Source organism: Aeromonas sp. R4-1, assembly GCF_040908325.1.
Lineage (GTDB): Bacteria > Pseudomonadota > Gammaproteobacteria > Enterobacterales > Aeromonadaceae > Aeromonas > Aeromonas veronii.
Genome location: NZ_JBFODM010000009.1, coordinates 1 through 15,307, shown reverse-complemented (window position 1 = coordinate 15,307; position 15,307 = coordinate 1). Strand labels below are relative to the sequence as shown.

The 15,307-nt window shown below is 60.5% G+C and carries 15 protein-coding genes and 1 pseudogene; 5 read left to right on the top strand and 11 right to left on the bottom strand.

Going from position 1 to position 15,307, the window contains the following annotated elements:
* Positions 1-78 precede the first annotated feature (78 nt).
* The 5 genes from AB5Y90_RS01030 (at position 79) to AB5Y90_RS01010 (ending at position 4,234) form a co-directional block, all read left to right on the top strand.
* On the top strand, positions 79-582 hold the full coding sequence (locus tag AB5Y90_RS01030) for a GlyGly-CTERM sorting domain-containing protein (RefSeq protein WP_307896404.1): 504 nt from the start codon (positions 79-81) through the stop codon (positions 580-582).
* Positions 583-758: 176 nt separating this feature from the next.
* Positions 759-1,397 (top strand): pyridoxamine 5'-phosphate oxidase, encoded by a 639-nt coding sequence (pdxH, locus tag AB5Y90_RS01025; RefSeq protein ID WP_019444749.1) that lies wholly within the window; start codon positions 759-761, stop codon positions 1,395-1,397.
* Between the two features lie 36 nt (positions 1,398-1,433).
* Positions 1,434-2,048 (top strand): glutathione S-transferase family protein, encoded by a 615-nt coding sequence (locus AB5Y90_RS01020; protein ID WP_182963512.1) that lies wholly within the window; start codon positions 1,434-1,436, stop codon positions 2,046-2,048.
* Entirely contained in the window at positions 2,048-3,688 is a 1,641-nt protein-coding gene (locus AB5Y90_RS01015) for a GNAT family N-acetyltransferase (protein ID WP_307896405.1), read from the top strand. Before AB5Y90_RS01020 ends, AB5Y90_RS01015 begins: the two co-directional genes overlap by 1 nt.
* Positions 3,689-3,694: 6 nt before the next feature.
* Positions 3,695-4,234, top strand: coding sequence for a GNAT family N-acetyltransferase (locus AB5Y90_RS01010; RefSeq protein WP_263085805.1), 540 nt, complete (start codon positions 3,695-3,697; stop codon positions 4,232-4,234).
* A 96-nt stretch (positions 4,235-4,330) separates the two neighbouring features.
* Here the strand turns inward: AB5Y90_RS01010 and AB5Y90_RS01005 are convergent, their stop codons facing one another.
* The 11 genes and pseudogenes from AB5Y90_RS01005 to AB5Y90_RS00955 all read right to left on the bottom strand — a co-directional run.
* The gene (locus AB5Y90_RS01005) at positions 4,331-4,744 is read right to left on the bottom strand and encodes a hypothetical protein (protein ID WP_307896407.1); all 414 of its coding nucleotides are present in this window, start codon (positions 4,742-4,744) and stop codon (positions 4,331-4,333) included.
* A gap of 182 nt (positions 4,745-4,926) precedes the next feature.
* On the bottom strand, positions 4,927-6,057 hold the full coding sequence (locus tag AB5Y90_RS01000; RefSeq protein WP_307896408.1) for a cupin domain-containing protein: 1,131 nt from the start codon (positions 6,055-6,057) through the stop codon (positions 4,927-4,929).
* A gap of 139 nt (positions 6,058-6,196) precedes the next feature.
* On the bottom strand, positions 6,197-7,567 hold the full coding sequence (gene purB / locus AB5Y90_RS00995; RefSeq protein ID WP_279624236.1) for an adenylosuccinate lyase: 1,371 nt from the start codon (positions 7,565-7,567) through the stop codon (positions 6,197-6,199).
* Positions 7,568-7,696: 129 nt separating this feature from the next.
* Positions 7,697-8,311: a high frequency lysogenization protein HflD gene (hflD, locus tag AB5Y90_RS00990; protein ID WP_005334622.1), complete on the bottom strand. Its 615-nt coding sequence runs from the start codon at positions 8,309-8,311 to the stop codon at positions 7,697-7,699.
* Between the two features lie 23 nt (positions 8,312-8,334).
* On the bottom strand, positions 8,335-9,441 hold the full coding sequence (gene mnmA / locus AB5Y90_RS00985; protein WP_005353619.1) for a tRNA 2-thiouridine(34) synthase MnmA: 1,107 nt from the start codon (positions 9,439-9,441) through the stop codon (positions 8,335-8,337).
* Between the two features lie 157 nt (positions 9,442-9,598).
* The gene (locus AB5Y90_RS00980; RefSeq protein WP_184233388.1) at positions 9,599-10,090 is read right to left on the bottom strand and encodes an NUDIX hydrolase; all 492 of its coding nucleotides are present in this window, start codon (positions 10,088-10,090) and stop codon (positions 9,599-9,601) included.
* Positions 10,090-11,004 carry a 23S rRNA pseudouridine(2457) synthase RluE gene (rluE, locus tag AB5Y90_RS00975; protein WP_307896409.1) on the bottom strand — a complete coding sequence of 305 codons (915 nt, stop codon included), beginning with the start codon at positions 11,002-11,004 and terminating at the stop codon, positions 10,090-10,092. Before rluE ends, AB5Y90_RS00980 begins: the two co-directional genes overlap by 1 nt.
* A gap of 104 nt (positions 11,005-11,108) precedes the next feature.
* Entirely contained in the window at positions 11,109-11,876 is a 768-nt protein-coding gene (locus AB5Y90_RS00970) for a PTS sugar transporter subunit IIA (protein WP_307896410.1), read from the bottom strand.
* Positions 11,876-12,181: a PTS fructose transporter subunit IIB gene (locus AB5Y90_RS00965; protein ID WP_005334611.1), complete on the bottom strand. Its 306-nt coding sequence runs from the start codon at positions 12,179-12,181 to the stop codon at positions 11,876-11,878. Before AB5Y90_RS00965 ends, AB5Y90_RS00970 begins: the two co-directional genes overlap by 1 nt.
* A 218-nt stretch (positions 12,182-12,399) precedes the next feature.
* Positions 12,400-13,806 carry a hexose-6-phosphate:phosphate antiporter gene (gene uhpT, locus AB5Y90_RS00960; RefSeq protein ID WP_005353611.1) on the bottom strand — a complete coding sequence of 469 codons (1,407 nt, stop codon included), beginning with the start codon at positions 13,804-13,806 and terminating at the stop codon, positions 12,400-12,402.
* Between the two features lie 577 nt (positions 13,807-14,383).
* Positions 14,384-15,223, bottom strand: a pseudogene (locus tag AB5Y90_RS00955) (PTS fructose transporter subunit IIC); the annotation flags it as partial.
* Positions 15,224-15,307: the final 84 nt, after the last annotated feature.

Below are 15,307 nucleotides of genomic sequence, written 5' to 3'. Positions count from 1 at the left end.
TGATGGATAAATTTATCTACTACCTGAAGCAACACCGCTTATATTCCCGCACACTTGGAATTATTTGAGTCTCTAAAAATGAGGGGATCTCTGAGGGCCCGTGATGGAAAAGGCGGTGGTGCCTATGATGAGACCTCGGTCGAAGTGGTCGATACAGGTTCACAAACCTTCAAGATATTGCCAGCCCCTGACCAGCGTATTCTGGTTGGCAGCCCGACCACAGTGAACTGGCAAGTAGCTGGAACCGACGGTGGCCGCATCAACTGTCAGCGGGTCGATATCAGTTATAGCAACGATGAAGGCAAGAGTTGGCAGCCGCTGGTCAATGGCGTGAACAACAATGGCGCCCATGAGGTGACCATTCCGGCCAATACTGGCAGCGCTGTTCGCCTCAAGCTGGCCTGTAGCGACAATATCTTCTATGCCATTACGCCAAAACTGGCGACCAAGAGCAGTGATACACCGGCTCCCCAGCCGGAAAGCAATGGCGGCGGCGGTGGCGGCGGTTCGACCGGTCTGTTCGCTCTGCTGGGCCTTGGTATCGCTGCGCTGCTGCGTCGTCGTGAGATCATGAGCTACTAAACCAGATAACCCAAGGGTGAGATTACCCATCTTTGGTAAATTGATTAGCCAAGCGAAGAGGCGTTAGCCTCTTCGCTTTTTTTGTATAGTTTACAAGGTCGCTTTATCGAGCGCACAATGCCTGCGTCACTCTCTTGATGGTCGTGGAACCATTATTTATTTGAAGGAAAATCAAGATGATGGATGTTGCTGATCTGCGCCGTGAGTATACCCGTGGCGGGCTGCACCGGGCCGATCTGCCGGCCGAGCCGCTGGCGCTGTTCGAGAAGTGGTTGGCGCAGGCTTGTGAGGCCAAACTGACCGATCCTACCGCCATGGTGGTAGCGACGGTGGATGCCGATGGTCAGCCCTGGCAGCGCACCGTGCTGCTCAAGCACTACGACGCCCAGGGGATGGTGTTCTACACCAACATGGGCAGCCGCAAGGCGCAGCAGCTGGAAGGCAATCCCCGTATCAGCCTGCTCTTTCCCTGGCATACGCTCGACCGTCAGGTGCATGTGACCGGTCGGGTGGAGAAGATGAGCACTTTCGAGGTGATGAAGTATTTCCACAGCCGTCCCAAGGATAGCCAGATCGCAGCCTGGGTCTCCAAGCAGTCGACCCGCATATCGGCCCGCGGCGTGCTGGAGGCCAAGTTCCTCGAGCTCAAGCAGAAGTTTGCCAATGGCGAAGTGCCGCTGCCGAGCTTCTGGGGCGGATTCCGGGTGGTGATCGAGACGGTGGAGTTCTGGCAGGGGGGCGAGCACCGGCTGCACGACCGCTTCTACTACACCCGCGACGGGGATGGCTGGCATATCGAGCGTCTGGCTCCCTGAGCGCGCTATTCGAATCTGTTTTCACAAGGAGTGTGTATGCGTCTGTATGGTGATCTGCGTTCCGGCAACTGCTACAAGGTGTGGCTGCTGGCCCGCTGGCTGGATCTGCCCCTTGAGTGGGTAGAGGTGGATATTCAGGCGGGGGATACCCGTACCCCCGCATTTCTGGCCATGAACCCCAACGGCAAGATCCCGTTGCTGGAGATTGGCCAAGGCGACATGCTGGCGGAATCCAACGCCATCCTCTTCTATCTGGGGCAAGGCAGTGCCTTGTGGCCAACCGATCCGCGCCAGCAGGCCGAGGTGCTCAAATGGATGTTCTTTGAGCAGTACAGCCATGAGCCCTACATCGCGGTGGCCCGCTTTATCGTTCACTATCTCGGCCGTCCCGAGTCCCAGGAGGCGCGTCTCGACGGGCTGAAAGCCGGTGGCGAGAAGGCGCTGGCGGTAATGGAGCAGCAGCTGAAACAGAGCCCCTATCTGTGCGGTGATGCGCCTACCATCGCCGATATCGCCCTTTATGCCTACACCCACGTGGCAGAGGAGGGGATCTTCTCCCTGCAGGGGTGGCCCGCTATCCGTAGCTGGATCGCCCGTATCGAAGCCCATCCCCGTCACCTGACGCTGCCAGCGGCCTGTCAGGCCAGCTGATGGAACTGCTGATCGAGGCCAGTCTGTGGCAACCGCAGTGGGCTGCGCTGTTGCTGCACTGGCAGCAGCAAGGTCATCGCTGGCAGCTGCTGCTGGGCAAAGAGGCGGCGGCCGCCCTCGATCAAACCGATGCACCCTGGGCGAGCAGCCCTCCAGACGGGGTGCTCTGCCCGGGAGCCCTGCTGGCTGCCTGGCTCGATGGGGATCTGCTGGCGGATTTTCATGTTGATCCCAGCCGCCAAGTCCTGATCAGCGCCTCCACCTCGCTGCTGACCCTCGCCAGGGAGCAGGGACTGCTCACCCTTGGCCCTGTGGGGGCCGATCTGCCGCTCACCCCCGAGGCCGATTTGGGCGCCGTGCTCAATCGCCTGCTGGCGCGCCGCGTGACGGTGCCGACCCTGGCTGAGGGGCATTCGCTATCAGGTGTCGTATTGCGACAACTGCAGGCCGACGATGAGCGCGAGATAGTGCGCTACTGCAGCGACGAGGCGCTGGCGCGCTACACCCTTAATATTCCTCACCCCTATCCGCCGGAGGGGGCCCGCGACTGGCTGGCGCTCAGCTGGCGCAAGGCGGCGCTTGGCCTTGGCTGGAGCTGGGCCATCACCTTGCTAGAGGAACAAGGTGCGGCGTTGCTAGGGGTGATCTCCCTGCACTGGAATGGCGAACTCGCCTGGTGGGTGGGCGTGCCCTGGCAAAATCGCGGTCTGGCGACCCGGGCCGCCAGCTTGGTCAAGGGGTTCGCCTTTGACCAACTGCAACTGCCTGCGCTGACGGCTCGCCATATGCCAGACAATTTAGCCTCCGGCCGGGTGATGGCAAAACTGGGGATGCACTATCGCGGGCGGCGCCATATCAGTGGTCGCCAGCCGTGCGAGGTGAGCTACTGGCGGCTGGATCGCCCCCTCTCCTTGCCAGCCCCTTTACTTGATGAGATTGATCATTGGCTGGCGGATGAGCGGATCGCCGTAGTGATCCTGTGTGATCCCGCAACGACCAATCGGCAGAGTACCAACGGCAAGCTGGCTATCTCGTTCTTTGTGGATGAGAGGGGCGCGGGGGAGAAGCCCTGTTTTCTGCGCTGCCCGCCGCATCTTGAGAGGTTGCTGGCGCTGCACTGTTATCCCGTCGATCTGCTGGAGCAGGCCGAACCGGAGCAGTTGTCCCATCTTGGCGGCGTCTTGCTGAAAGACAGGGATGAACAGGGGCTGGCGTGGCTGCTGCAACTGGCCGCGCTGCAGCGGCAGGGGCCAGCGCTGCTCAGCCGCGAGGAGCGCGCATCACGGCTCCACTGGTTCAACCAATTGATGGCGCAGGCGCTGGGCGATCAGAGTGACTCTTCGCAGATACGCTATCAGCAGTTACGGCTGCTGGTGGAGCTGCCGGAGCTGGTCGATGAGCTGGATGGCTGTTGGCATCAAACGCCCGAACTGACCTTTGATCGGTTGGCGCGGGAGGCTCCTGCCCTCTGGTTTGCCTACCGTGAGGCGATGAACAGGGTCACCCCGGCTACGCTAACCGCCTTGCAGCAGCAGTTTGCCGCTCGTTTTCCTGAGTGCACCCTCCCATTTTTGGACAAAGGTACTCAGAATGACCAGCCGTTGTGTGGAATAATGCCCGCTCTGCTGTACGAGGAGTAATACCTGATGTTGAGAACCGAGCGCCCCGGTGACATGCTGCCGGTCTATGAGCTGCTGAGTGCCGCCTTCGGTCGTTCCGATGAGGCCGAACTGGTCAACCGCCTGCGCGAATGTGGTGCTGCCGTAGTGACCATGGTCGAAGAGGAAGAGTACGAGTTCATGGGGCACCTGATGCTAAGCCCGATCACCATTAACGGCATGGAAGGGCCCTGGCTTGGTCTGGCGCCGGTTGCGGTTCATCCCGACTGGCAAGGCCAGGGGATTGGCTCTGATCTCATCCGTGAAGGGCTTGATACGGCGCTCGAGATGGACTGGAAAGGGGTGGTAGTACTCGGGGATCCGGCCTATTACAGCCGTTTCGGTTTCCGCCCGGCTAGAGAGTTTGGCCTCCACTGCATCTATGAGGTGCCTGCCGACTGCTTTATGGCGATGGAGCTACAGGAGCGCGGTTTTGCGGGTGTGCAGGGTGAGGTGCTCTATCACCCCCTGTTTGATGAACTCCCCGACGAGCTGCCGGATGCGCAGGCAGAAGAGTCCCATTCATAGCGAGACGTCGCAGCGACAAGCTATAACGAAAAAGCCCTCATCGAGGGCTTTTTCATCTTGTATTGGTCCCGGCCGGGCTTATTCGAGCAAATTGGCTCAGGTAATGATATCGAGCTGGGTGCCCTTGCGATTATCTTCGCCCACCATGTCACCCATCTGCTGGGCGAGCGGGCTCTGCTGGAATTGCATGTAGTCGCTCAGATTCTGCTGGCGCTGGTAGCGATTCGCTGCCTGATACATATCAGCCGTGCTTGGGCCCGACTTGCTGTCGCTCTCCTGACCGCTGGCTTCCAGGTAGCGCTCCACCACGGCTTTATCTTGCTGGTTAGCCGTATAAGAGACAGCCAGGGTTCTGCGAGCCGTTGCTTTCTCTTCGCTCTGTGCCTGTAATTCATCCTTCTTGATCAGCGCTTCGTTACGGGCCTGATTGACCTGTTCGGGCGTGACAGCCGGAGAGGAGGGATATTTGCCGTAATCGGGCAGCGGCATGGGCCGGGAGGTGATTTGCATGGTGGCGCTTCTCTTGTGAACAGGGACGGACGCATGATACTCATCCATGTTAGCTCAATAAATCACCACTTGTCGGTTCATCAAGAGTAGGTTCAGCTTCGCGCATCGATTGTTAATTGAACCGCATCTGAGTGACAAAAAGGCGCCATAAGGCGCCTTTTTATCCTTCAGTTACCGCCGGATCAGTTGAAGAACCAGTAACCGCGGTTGACCAGACGGGTCAGCAGTTGCAGGAAACCTGCCTGATCGGCCAGCTCCACCATATCGGCCTGAGTGATGATGTCCTTGTCGCACAGGAGCGAAATGGCTGCCGCGTCTTCGCTCTGCAGCGTCCAGGCTTCGCCGTCGATGAAGCACTGCTGGCTCTCGCCGCTAAACCAGACGGTGCGCAGACCCGGCACCTTGATGGCGGGCTCGCCCTGGGTCAGCAGGTCGGCTACCTCCTCGGCGCTGTAGTCCGGCTCGACCGGATTGACATCCAGATCGTGCTTGGCCTCGGAGATCATGGTGCCGAACCACTCCTTGAACAGGGTCTCGTCATCGAGGGCCTGTTGCATCAGCTCGCGCAGACGGTGCAGCTCGTGGGGCTGGATCTCGCCGTGACGGGCACAGGGCTTGAGATCGGCATCGCCGTAACGCTCGGTACGCACCTCGTTGTCGATCAGATGATCGGCAAAGGAGGAGATAAGCGCCTTGGCATCCGGCGCGCGGAAGCCCACCGAGAAGTTCATGGAGGGCTCGATGGCGTAGCCTTCGTGGGGGAATCCGGGTGGAATGTAGAGGATGTCGCCCGGCTCCATGATGACGTCGATGATCGCCTCGAACGGCTCGCAGTGGAGCAGGGCGGCGTGGGCGGCGAACTCGTTGAGCGGCTTGGCATCGCCGACTCGCCAGTGGCGTTTGCCCAGACCCTGGGTGATAAACACATCGTAGTTGTCGATGTGGGGGCCGACACCCGCATGGGGGGTGGAGAAGCTCACCATCACATCGTCAAAGCGCCAGCCCGGGATGAACTGGAACGGCACCGCCAGCTCGTTCACCTCGGGAGCCCAGTGGTTGCAAGCCTGTACCAGAATGGTCCAGTTCTCTTCGCCCAGATGGTCGTAGGATTCGAAGGGGCCGTGGGCAGCATCCCACTTGCCGTCGAAACGGGTGACGAGGCGGGACTCTACCACCTCTTCCATGGCCAGACCCGCCAGCTCGTCCGGGCTGATGGGATCCTGAAAGTCCTTGAAGCCACCCTTGATAAGGAGCGGGCGCTTCTGCCAGTAGTGCTCGAGGAAGTGAGCGATATCCAGATTGAGTTCGTACATGCTGTTTCTCGTGTCTCGCAAAGAGGTTTTGCCCAAAGCAGGCTTGGGAAAAGCCACTCGGGATCCCGCCGTGGCAGGGAAAATAACAGGGGCCCTGTGGCGTATCGTGCACAGGGCCCCTTCGTCACTGCAGGTTGGCTTACTTCAGCAGATCAACCAGACGCTGGGCGTCACCGATGTAGTTGGCCGGGGTCAGCTTCTTCAGCTCAACCTTGACCGCTTCCGGCAGCTCCAGGGTGTCGATAAAGGTACGCATCCCTTCGGCATCGACGCGGCGACCACGGGTCAGCTCCTTGAGCTTCTCGTAAGGCTTCTCGATACCGTAGCGGCGCATCACGGTCTGGATCGGCTCGGCCAACACTTCCCAGTTGGCATCCAGATCGGCGGCCATGGCGGCGTCGTTGGCTTCCAGCTTGGAGATACCCTTCAGGGTCGCCTGATAGGCAATCAGGGAGTAACCCACCGCCACACCCAGGTTGCGCAGTACGGTAGAGTCGGTCAGATCACGCTGCCAGCGGGAGATGGGCAGCTTGCTCGCCAGATGCTGGAACACGGCGTTGGCCAGACCCAGATTGCCTTCGGAGTTCTCGAAGTCGATGGGGTTTACCTTGTGCGGCATGGTGGAGGAGCCGATCTCGCCCGCGATGGTGCGCTGCTTGAAGTGACCCAGGGAGATGTAACCCCACACATCGCGGTCGAAGTCGATCAGGATGGTGTTGAAGCGGGCCATGGCGTCGAACAGCTCGGCGATATAGTCGTGTGGCTCGATCTGGGTGGTGTAGGGGTTCCAGGTCAGGCCCAGGGAGGTAACGAACTCCTCGGAGAACTGGTGCCAATCCACTTCCGGATAGGCGCTGATGTGGGCGTTGTAGTTGCCGACTGCGCCGTTTATCTTGCCGAGGATCTCCACCGCCATGATCTGCTTGAACTGGCGCTCCAGACGGTAGGCGACGTTGGCCATCTCCTTGCCCATGGTGCTCGGGGTCGCCGGCTGGCCGTGGGTACGGGAGAGCAGCGGCATGTCACGGTACTCGTGGGCCAGACGCTTGAGCTCGCTGATCAGCTTTTCGCAATAAGGCTTGATGACCTCTTCGCGGGCGGTTTTCAGCATCAGACCGTGGGAGTTGTTGTTGATGTCTTCCGAGGTGCAGGCGAAGTGGATGAACTCGCTGACAGCCGCCAGCTCCGGGTTCACTTCGACTTTCTCTTTGAGGAAGTACTCCACCGCTTTCACATCATGGTTGGTGGTGCGCTCGATCTGTTTGATGCGGGCGGCGTCACTCTCGTTGAAGTTGCTGACGATGCCGTCGAGCAGGGCGTTGGCAGCAGCGCTCAGGGCAGGGACTTCCGGGATCCCGGCGTGGCTGGCCAGTTTTTGCAACCAGCGCACCTCGACTTCGACGCGAAAACGCAGCAGGCCGAATTCGGAGAAGATAGGGCGCAGGGCATCGGCCTTGTCGCCATAACGACCGTCAATCGGGGAAACAGCAGTCAGCGCGGACAGCTCCATGGGGTGAACTCCTGATGATTTGTGTGGGGGATCCGTATCCACTCGCGCGTGGGGCTGAGTTGTCATCAAGGCTGATGTGCGGCTGTTCACCCTGATGTCGACCTCGCTTGCCCGCGCGCGAGCCGATGATTAGTAACGTTTGGCCAGCTCCACCATCTTCTTGCGAGCGAAGATGATCTGGGTGCGGCTGCCACCGAGCTGACGCCACAGCACGCAGGCACGAATGCCCGCCAGCAGCAGGGCGCGCACCTTGTGCTGCACCAGCGGTTGCTGCAGGAACAGCGGGGTACCCGCCACCTGGATGCGTGGCCCGATGGGGCTGATTAGATCGCTGTAGATGCTCGCCATGTTGGCCAAAATCTGCTCGTCGAGCAGATCGAAGTGCTGTTGCTGGCGGCCAATCTGGCTGATCCGCTCACCCAGCATATTGAGAATGTCCTTGCGCTTGGCCAGCTTGCGCTCCAGTGCAATCAGGCTCACCACGTAGCGGGTCAGCTCGGCATTCTTCTGGCTGCCGTCGGCACCCAGCTGTTCGACCAGCGCACGGTAGCCGTCGCGAATGGCCAGATGGGTGTTGTTGAACACCTCGAGCGGCTGGCTCGGGTTGGTCACCAGAATGCTGGAGAGGCTCTCGCGCAGGGCAGCCTCGTCACAGCTGCCGTCTCGGGCCACCTTCTGCACCAGATACGCGGCCTGGCAGATGCCGGCAAAGGCCATGGTTCTGTCTTGGAATTTATCGCTCACGTCTGCTGCCTTCTGTTAAGGATTCAAACCGGATGGCTGAAACGCTGTTCGATGATGCCGCCGCCCAGACACACTTCCCCGTCGTAGAAGACGGCGGACTGGCCCGGGGTTACCGCAGCCTGTTTCTCGTCGAAGATGACCCGGATGGTCTCGTCGTCGATGGGCTGGATCAGGCAGGGGATATCCTGCTGACGGTAGCGGGTCTTGACGGTGCAGCGACGCGGCTCGCGAATGGGGGTGCGATCCACCCAGTGCAACTGGCTGGCAATCAGGCCATCGGAGTAGAGGCGGGGATGTTCGCCCTGCGCCACCACCAGCACGTTGCGCTCGACCTCTTTGTCGACCACATACCAGGCCTCTTCGGTGGCATCTTTGCGACCACCGATACCGAGCCCCTTGCGCTGGCCCAGGGTGTGATACATCAGACCCTGATGCTCGCCGATCACCTTGCCATCCACGGTCTCGATCTTACCGGGCTGGGCGGGCAGGAACTTGGCCAGGAAGTCCTTGAACTTGCGCTCGCCGATAAAGCAGATGCCGGTGGAGTCTTTCTTCTTGGCGGTGATGAGATCCAGCTGCTCGGCGATGCGGCGCACCTCCGGCTTCTCCAGATCGCCAACCGGGAACAGGCTCTGACCCACTTGCTTCTCGCTCAGGGTATAGAGGAAGTAGCTCTGATCCTTGTTGGTATCGAGACCGCGCAGCAGGCGCGGGCGGCCGGTGCTGTCGTCACGGCGCACATAGTGGCCGGTGGCGATATAAGTGGCACCCAGCTCTTCGGCGGCAAATTCGAGGAACGCCTTGAACTTGATCTCCTTGTTGCACAGGATATCGGGGTTCGGCGTGCGGCCCGCCTTGTACTCTTCGAGGAAGTGCTCGAACACATTGTCCCAGTACTCGGCCGCGAAGTTGATGGTGTGGAGTTTCATCCCCAGCTTGTCGCAGACGGCCTTGGCATCAGCCAAATCCTGGGCGGCAGAGCAGTACTCGTCCGTGTCGTCTTCTTCCCAGTTCTTCATGAACAAGCCTTCGACCTGATAGCCCTGCTGCTGGAGCAGGTAGGCCGAGACGGAAGAATCCACGCCGCCGGACATGCCGACGATCACCTTGATTTGGCTGTTGTCTGTCATTAGTCGAAGTTACCAGTTCGTTTAAACGGGGCGTATTCTACCAGAGTTTTGCGCCCCCGGTCACATATCCATGCCGCAGTTCCCATCAGGAGCCTGATAGCAGGAAATCGTTTTTCTGTTGTTGGCCTTTGTCACCGAAAAAGAGTGTCAAATGGCCTCAGATAAAGGCCTTGAGGGCCGAGAGTGGCAGCCGTGTCCCCGCCAGATAATCCTGAATACACTGCCACACCAAGGGGCTTCTCAGAGCCGGTTTGCATTCCGCTATTTCTTCCAGAGTGAGCCAGTGGCAAGCCAGCACATCGCCGTCAGGATCCTCTGGATGGTGCTGACCCGGCGCTTTTTCAAGGTCGAAGATGATGGCGGTGCGCACATAGGTGGCCTCGCTGTCGGCCGGTTTGAACAGATAGGTACCAAGCCAGGCGGTCGGCGTGGCGGTCAGCCCCGTCTCCTCTTTCAGCTCACGACAGGCCGCGTCAATCAGGTTTTCCCCCGGCTCCACATGGCCGGCGGGTTGGTTGAAACGGCGCTGGCCTTTTATCTCCTCTTCCACCACCAGAAAGCGCCCCTGCCACTGCACCAGGGCGGCGACCGTCAGGCGCGCCTCCATGCGGGCGTGGCTGGTGGCCGATTGCTCTGCCTGATTGCTCATCATGACTCCTTGTCGTTGCTATCGGGATTGCCCGCTCGGGCCGGTCGGCGTGCCGTTCCTCGCCCGCTGCTGCGGGGTTTGCCACTGGTCGGGTTTGAAGTTGAACGCTCGGTTGGGTGAGTGCTGCGGGGGCGCTCGTCCCGTCTCGGCTGGCTGGGCCGCCGTGGTGCCGCCCCTGCCGGTTTGGCGGTATGAGCGCCTGAACGGGATGAGGAGGGACGCGGGCGGTTGTTGGAGAGCGGCGTCAGCTCGGGGGCGGGTAGGCTGCGGCTCTCGCCGGGTGCCAGACCATCTAGCGTCCAGTCGCCGATGGCGTAGCGAATAAGGCGCAGGGTGGGGTGGCCGATATGGGCGGTCATCCGCCGCACCTGCCGGTTGCGCCCCTCGATAATCTTGATCTCCAGCCAGCAGGTGGGGATCTCCTTGCGCTCGCGAATGGGCGGATTGCGCGGCCACACCGCAGGTTCATCCATAATGCGGGCCCCGGCAGGCAGGGTCATGCCGTCATTGAGCTCCACCCCGGCGCGCAGAGCGGCCAGTTTCTCCTCGCTCGGGATCCCTTCCACCTGCACCCAGTAGGTCTTGGGGGTCTTCTCCCCCGGCTGGGTGAGGCGCGCCTGCAGCTTGCCATCGTTGGTGAGCAGTAGCAGCCCCTCGCTGTCGCGATCGAGCCGCCCTGCGGCATAGATGCCGGGCTCTTTGATGTAATCCTTGAGAGTCTCGCGGCCCGCCTCGTCGGTGAACTGGCAGAGCACCATGTAGGGCTTGTTCAGCAGGAGCAATTTGCGATCCGCCGGGGCCAGCTCCGGTTTGCGGGGGGATGCATGGCGGGGTGCGGCTGGTTTGGCCGCCGTGCGCGGGGCGTTATCGCGCGGCGCGCGGCTGACAGAGAGACGGGAGCGGGGAGATTTCATCGGATACACACTTCAGACTGACGATGGCAGCGAGTGTACCACAGGGTGCTGAGGGCTGGATGAATGGCTGGGGTTTCAACAAGCAGTGCCCTGAGCCAATTCGCCTAGCTCAGCAGGCTCTCGATGACGATAGCCTGACGGGCGGGGGCCGAGCCCGCCAACAGCAGGGCGTGGCTGACCACATCGTCGATCATCGCCTGCGCCAGTCGAGTGAGGGGGCGCAGGGTCTCCCGTCCGCTACCAACCGGCACCGCCAGCAGAATAATGGTCTGCACCGGCCCGATTTGAGAGCCCCACTCAATGGGCTCCTTGCAATTGAGCAGGGTCAGCGTTGGCTGGCTGATCCCTTCGCTCAATACATGGGGCATGGCAAGGCCGGGGCGGATGATGGTGGCCGAGACCTGCTCGCGCCGCTCTACCGCGGCGGTCAGTGTGGCGCGGTCGGTGATCAGCTCGGTGGGCAGCAGATCGATCAGATGCTCGAGCGCTTCGGCTTTGGTCAGCGGTTCGGGGCTGTGGGCCAGCTGGCGCAGGGCAAAATGGTAGTCGGGCAGCGCGTTGGCCAGTCGCAACTCCGCCAGCGCGGCGGTGCGCGGGCGCACCAGCGGTTGACCCAGCTCCCCGCACCAGCAGGTAAAGGCCATGTGGGCGAGCTCGGCATCGCCCCCTTCGATCTGCAACTGGCAGAGATCGCCGGGTTGGGTGGCGAGGGTCAACAGGGAGAGCTGGTTGCTGGCGGCAACGGTCTGGCGCCGGGTGAGGTTGGCACAGCGGATGGTGGATTTGAACATCCCCGCCAGCCGGTTTAACTGCTTGGCCTGGGTGATGCTCAACCCCTGCTGGCAGTAGAAGGTGATCTCGCGGGTCAGCATCAGGCCGGGATCGGCAGGGCCTTGAGTACGGCGTTGGCATCCAGCAGCACGGTTTCCAGTCTCACCTGATGGATGGTGCAGCCGAGGAAGCGCTCTTTCTGCTCAATCTCAATATCGGAGGCAATCAGCACCAGGTCGGCGCTGGCAATATCGCGGGCGGTCAGCATGTTCTCCATGCCCATGGCGCCCTGTGTCTCGACCTTGATCTTGAGTCCCAGCCCAGTGGCGGCTTTTTGCAGGGCATCGGCAGCCATATAGGTATGGGCAATACCGGTCGGGCAAGCGGTGACGGCGACGATCTTCATCTGCTCTCTGTGATGCTGACAAGGGGGAGCAACAAGATAGCGCCAGCGGGGGGCTTTTACCAAAAGTCCATATGAAAAGTGGGATCTTGATGGGGATATGCCCGTCCCTTGAACGGCAGTACAGGCTGATATGGGCCAGCCGGGAGTGGGATTTTCCCAAACAACAAGGGCCACCCCTGTGGGTGGCCCTGAACAATCTGCGTCTGTTGTTATGGCTATCAGGCGGTCTGGGCGGCCAGCTCGGCGGCTTTCAGTTCGCGCTTGATGCGGCGGATCTTGCGCTCCTCGGCGACCGCGACACAACCCATCAGTACCAGGCAGGCGGCGGCTGCGATATCCAGCGCCGCGAAGGTGCCGGTCCAACCGGTCAGACCGAAGATGGGGGTGCCATCGGCGATCATGCCCAGACCCAGTTTGGCGAAGCTGTCACCGATGAGGTAGGCAAAGGTGCCCTTGACGCCATCAGCCACGCTGATGCCCTGCTTGGGGACGAAGCCCACGGCGGCGACGCCGATCAGCAGTTGCGGACCAAACACCAAGAAGCCCAGGGTGAACAGGGAGCCCAGGAACATAAACTGGGTAGTCGCATGCTGGTAGAGACCCAGGGTGGCGATGATCAGTGCCAGCGCCACGCAGGCAACCAGACCACGACGGCCATTGGCCAGATCGGAGAGGTAACCCCACATCAGGGTGCCGACCAGTGCGCCCACTTCGAAGAAGGTAAAGCCCTGAATAGCCACGTCTTTGGAGAAGCCCAGCTCCTGGTGGGCATAGACGGTGGACCACTGGTCGATACCGATACGCACCACGTAGAGGAAGATGTTGGCAAAGCAGAGCAGCCAGATCACCTTGTTGAGCAACACGTACTTCACGAAGATCTGCCACTTGGTCAGCTGCTGCTCTTCGGTCGCGATATCCTCTTCGCTCGCCACTTCGTCAAACAGCTCTTCCACCTTGCCCAGGCCATAGGCTTCCGGTGAATCGCTACCAAAGCGCAGGCCGATAAAGCCGACGATCAGCGCGATGATGGAGGGGAAGATAAACATGCCGAGCACGTTGCCATCAAACAGGTAGTTGGCACCGAACAACGCCACACCGGCTGCACCGGCACCGCCCACGTTGTGGGAGAGGTTCCACATACCCAGATAGGTGCCGCGCTTGTTGCGAGGGGTCCACTTGGTGATGGTGGAGTAGCTGCACGAACCGCCACAGCTCTGGAAGAAACCGCTCAGGGCATAGAAGAAGATCATGAAGTAGAGGCTAAAACCTGTGCCGCCCATGCTGGCACTGAAGCCCAGCATGCAGAGCGCGGAGAGGATCAGCATCAGCGGCAGGAACTGCTTGGTGTTCTTGCCATCGGCGTAGTAGGAGACGATGGTCTTGCCCACCCCGTAGGTGATGGAGAAGCCAAGGCCGATCATGCCAAGCTCGGTCATGGAGAGACCGTACTCCTGGATCATGTCATTTTGCGCAATGTTGAAGTTCTTGCGGATCAGATACATGGTCAAATAGCCAATAAATACAACCAGATAAGATTGCATAAACGGCTTGAACCAGAGCTTGCGCCGGGCTTCGACCGGCAGGTCGAGGGTGGGGACCCGGACCTGTTGGAGCAATTTCAACATCTTCGTTCATCCTCTGCGAGATAGACGGTATTTCCGCCGCGCCCCTCATTTGTAGATAGGTTGTTCGAGGTCACGCCACGGAAGGGGGAACGGAACGTCGGGGCTGTCAGCCGTTGCTGCGCTCGACGCTCCATCCATATAAACCCGGGCCCGGCACGGGATGACGGGGCACATTGCCCGTCGCGGTGCGGGTCACGACATCAGGTGGGGTGACTCTAATAAGAGGGGCAAAAAATGGCTTGAGAGCCATCCCTAGTGGGGCTAGGAAATTTTCCTAGTTTTTGCGCTTTCGCGGACAAAGCGTGAGAAACATCACACCGCTGACGCCAGATTGCTGCCATTTCAGCCAGTTTGGCGCTCTGTGTGAGTGCTGGGCTGGGCTGGGCTGGGCTGGGCTGGGCTGGGAAGGGTGCCAGGGAAAGGCAAGGGGAGAGGTGAAGGGAGAGTGCTTATCGACCACTATTTCTCGGGGGGCGATTTTGGGAAATACGGCTCGTCAGCCATCCCAAAAAACAAGAGGCCACCCCGTGGGGTGACCTCTTTTTATGCTCTACGAGACGACATGGCGATGGAGGCCTCAGGCCGCCTTGGCCAGAGTTACCTCATCACTCTTTTTGACCCGCAGTTTTTTCAGGGCAACCGCCACCACGCCGGTGACGATGGCACCGCAGATCATGCAGAGCAGGGCCAGCAGCGGCTTGTTGACCGCACCCAGCAGGGCCACGATGGGGCCACCGTGGGCGACGCTGTTGGTGATGCCAAACAGGAAGGCCATCACCGCTGCGGTCATGCTGCCCAGAATGTTGGCCGGGATCACGGCCAGCGGGTCACGGGCGGCGAACGGAATCGCCCCTTCGGAGATCCCCACCAGACCCATGGCACCGGCGGCTTTGCCCGCTTCGATTTCAGAAGCATCGAAGATACCCAGCTTGCGACCGAGCACGGTCGCCAGCGACATGCCAAGGGGCGCAGCCGGGATGGCGCAGGCCATGGCACCCATAAACTGGGTCTGACCGGAGGCGATCATGCCGACGGAGAAGAGGAAGGCCACCTTGTTGACCGGGCCACCCATATCAAAGCCGGCCATACCCCCCAGCACTATACCCAGCAGCACCAGACTGCCACCGCTCATGGAGAGCAGCATGGCGTTGAGGCCAGTCATCATGTCGGCAATCGGGGCGCCGATGATGAAGATAAATACCGCAGCGATAAACAGGGAACCGACGATGGGGGCGATCAGGATCGGCACCAGCGGTTGCACCATCTTGTGGTACTGGCGGGTGGCAATCCAGCGCACCAGATAGCCGACCAGCAGGCCCGCAATGATGGCACCGATAAAGCCGGTACCTGCGTCAGCGCCGTAGAAACTGCCGTTATTGGCGATCCAGCCACCGATAAAGCCCGGTGCTAGGGAAGGTGCGAACAAGTCCCTGATATGAGATCATGTTTGTCATCTGGAGCCATGAAAAAGGGTTCATCATGAGTCATCAGCTCACCTTCG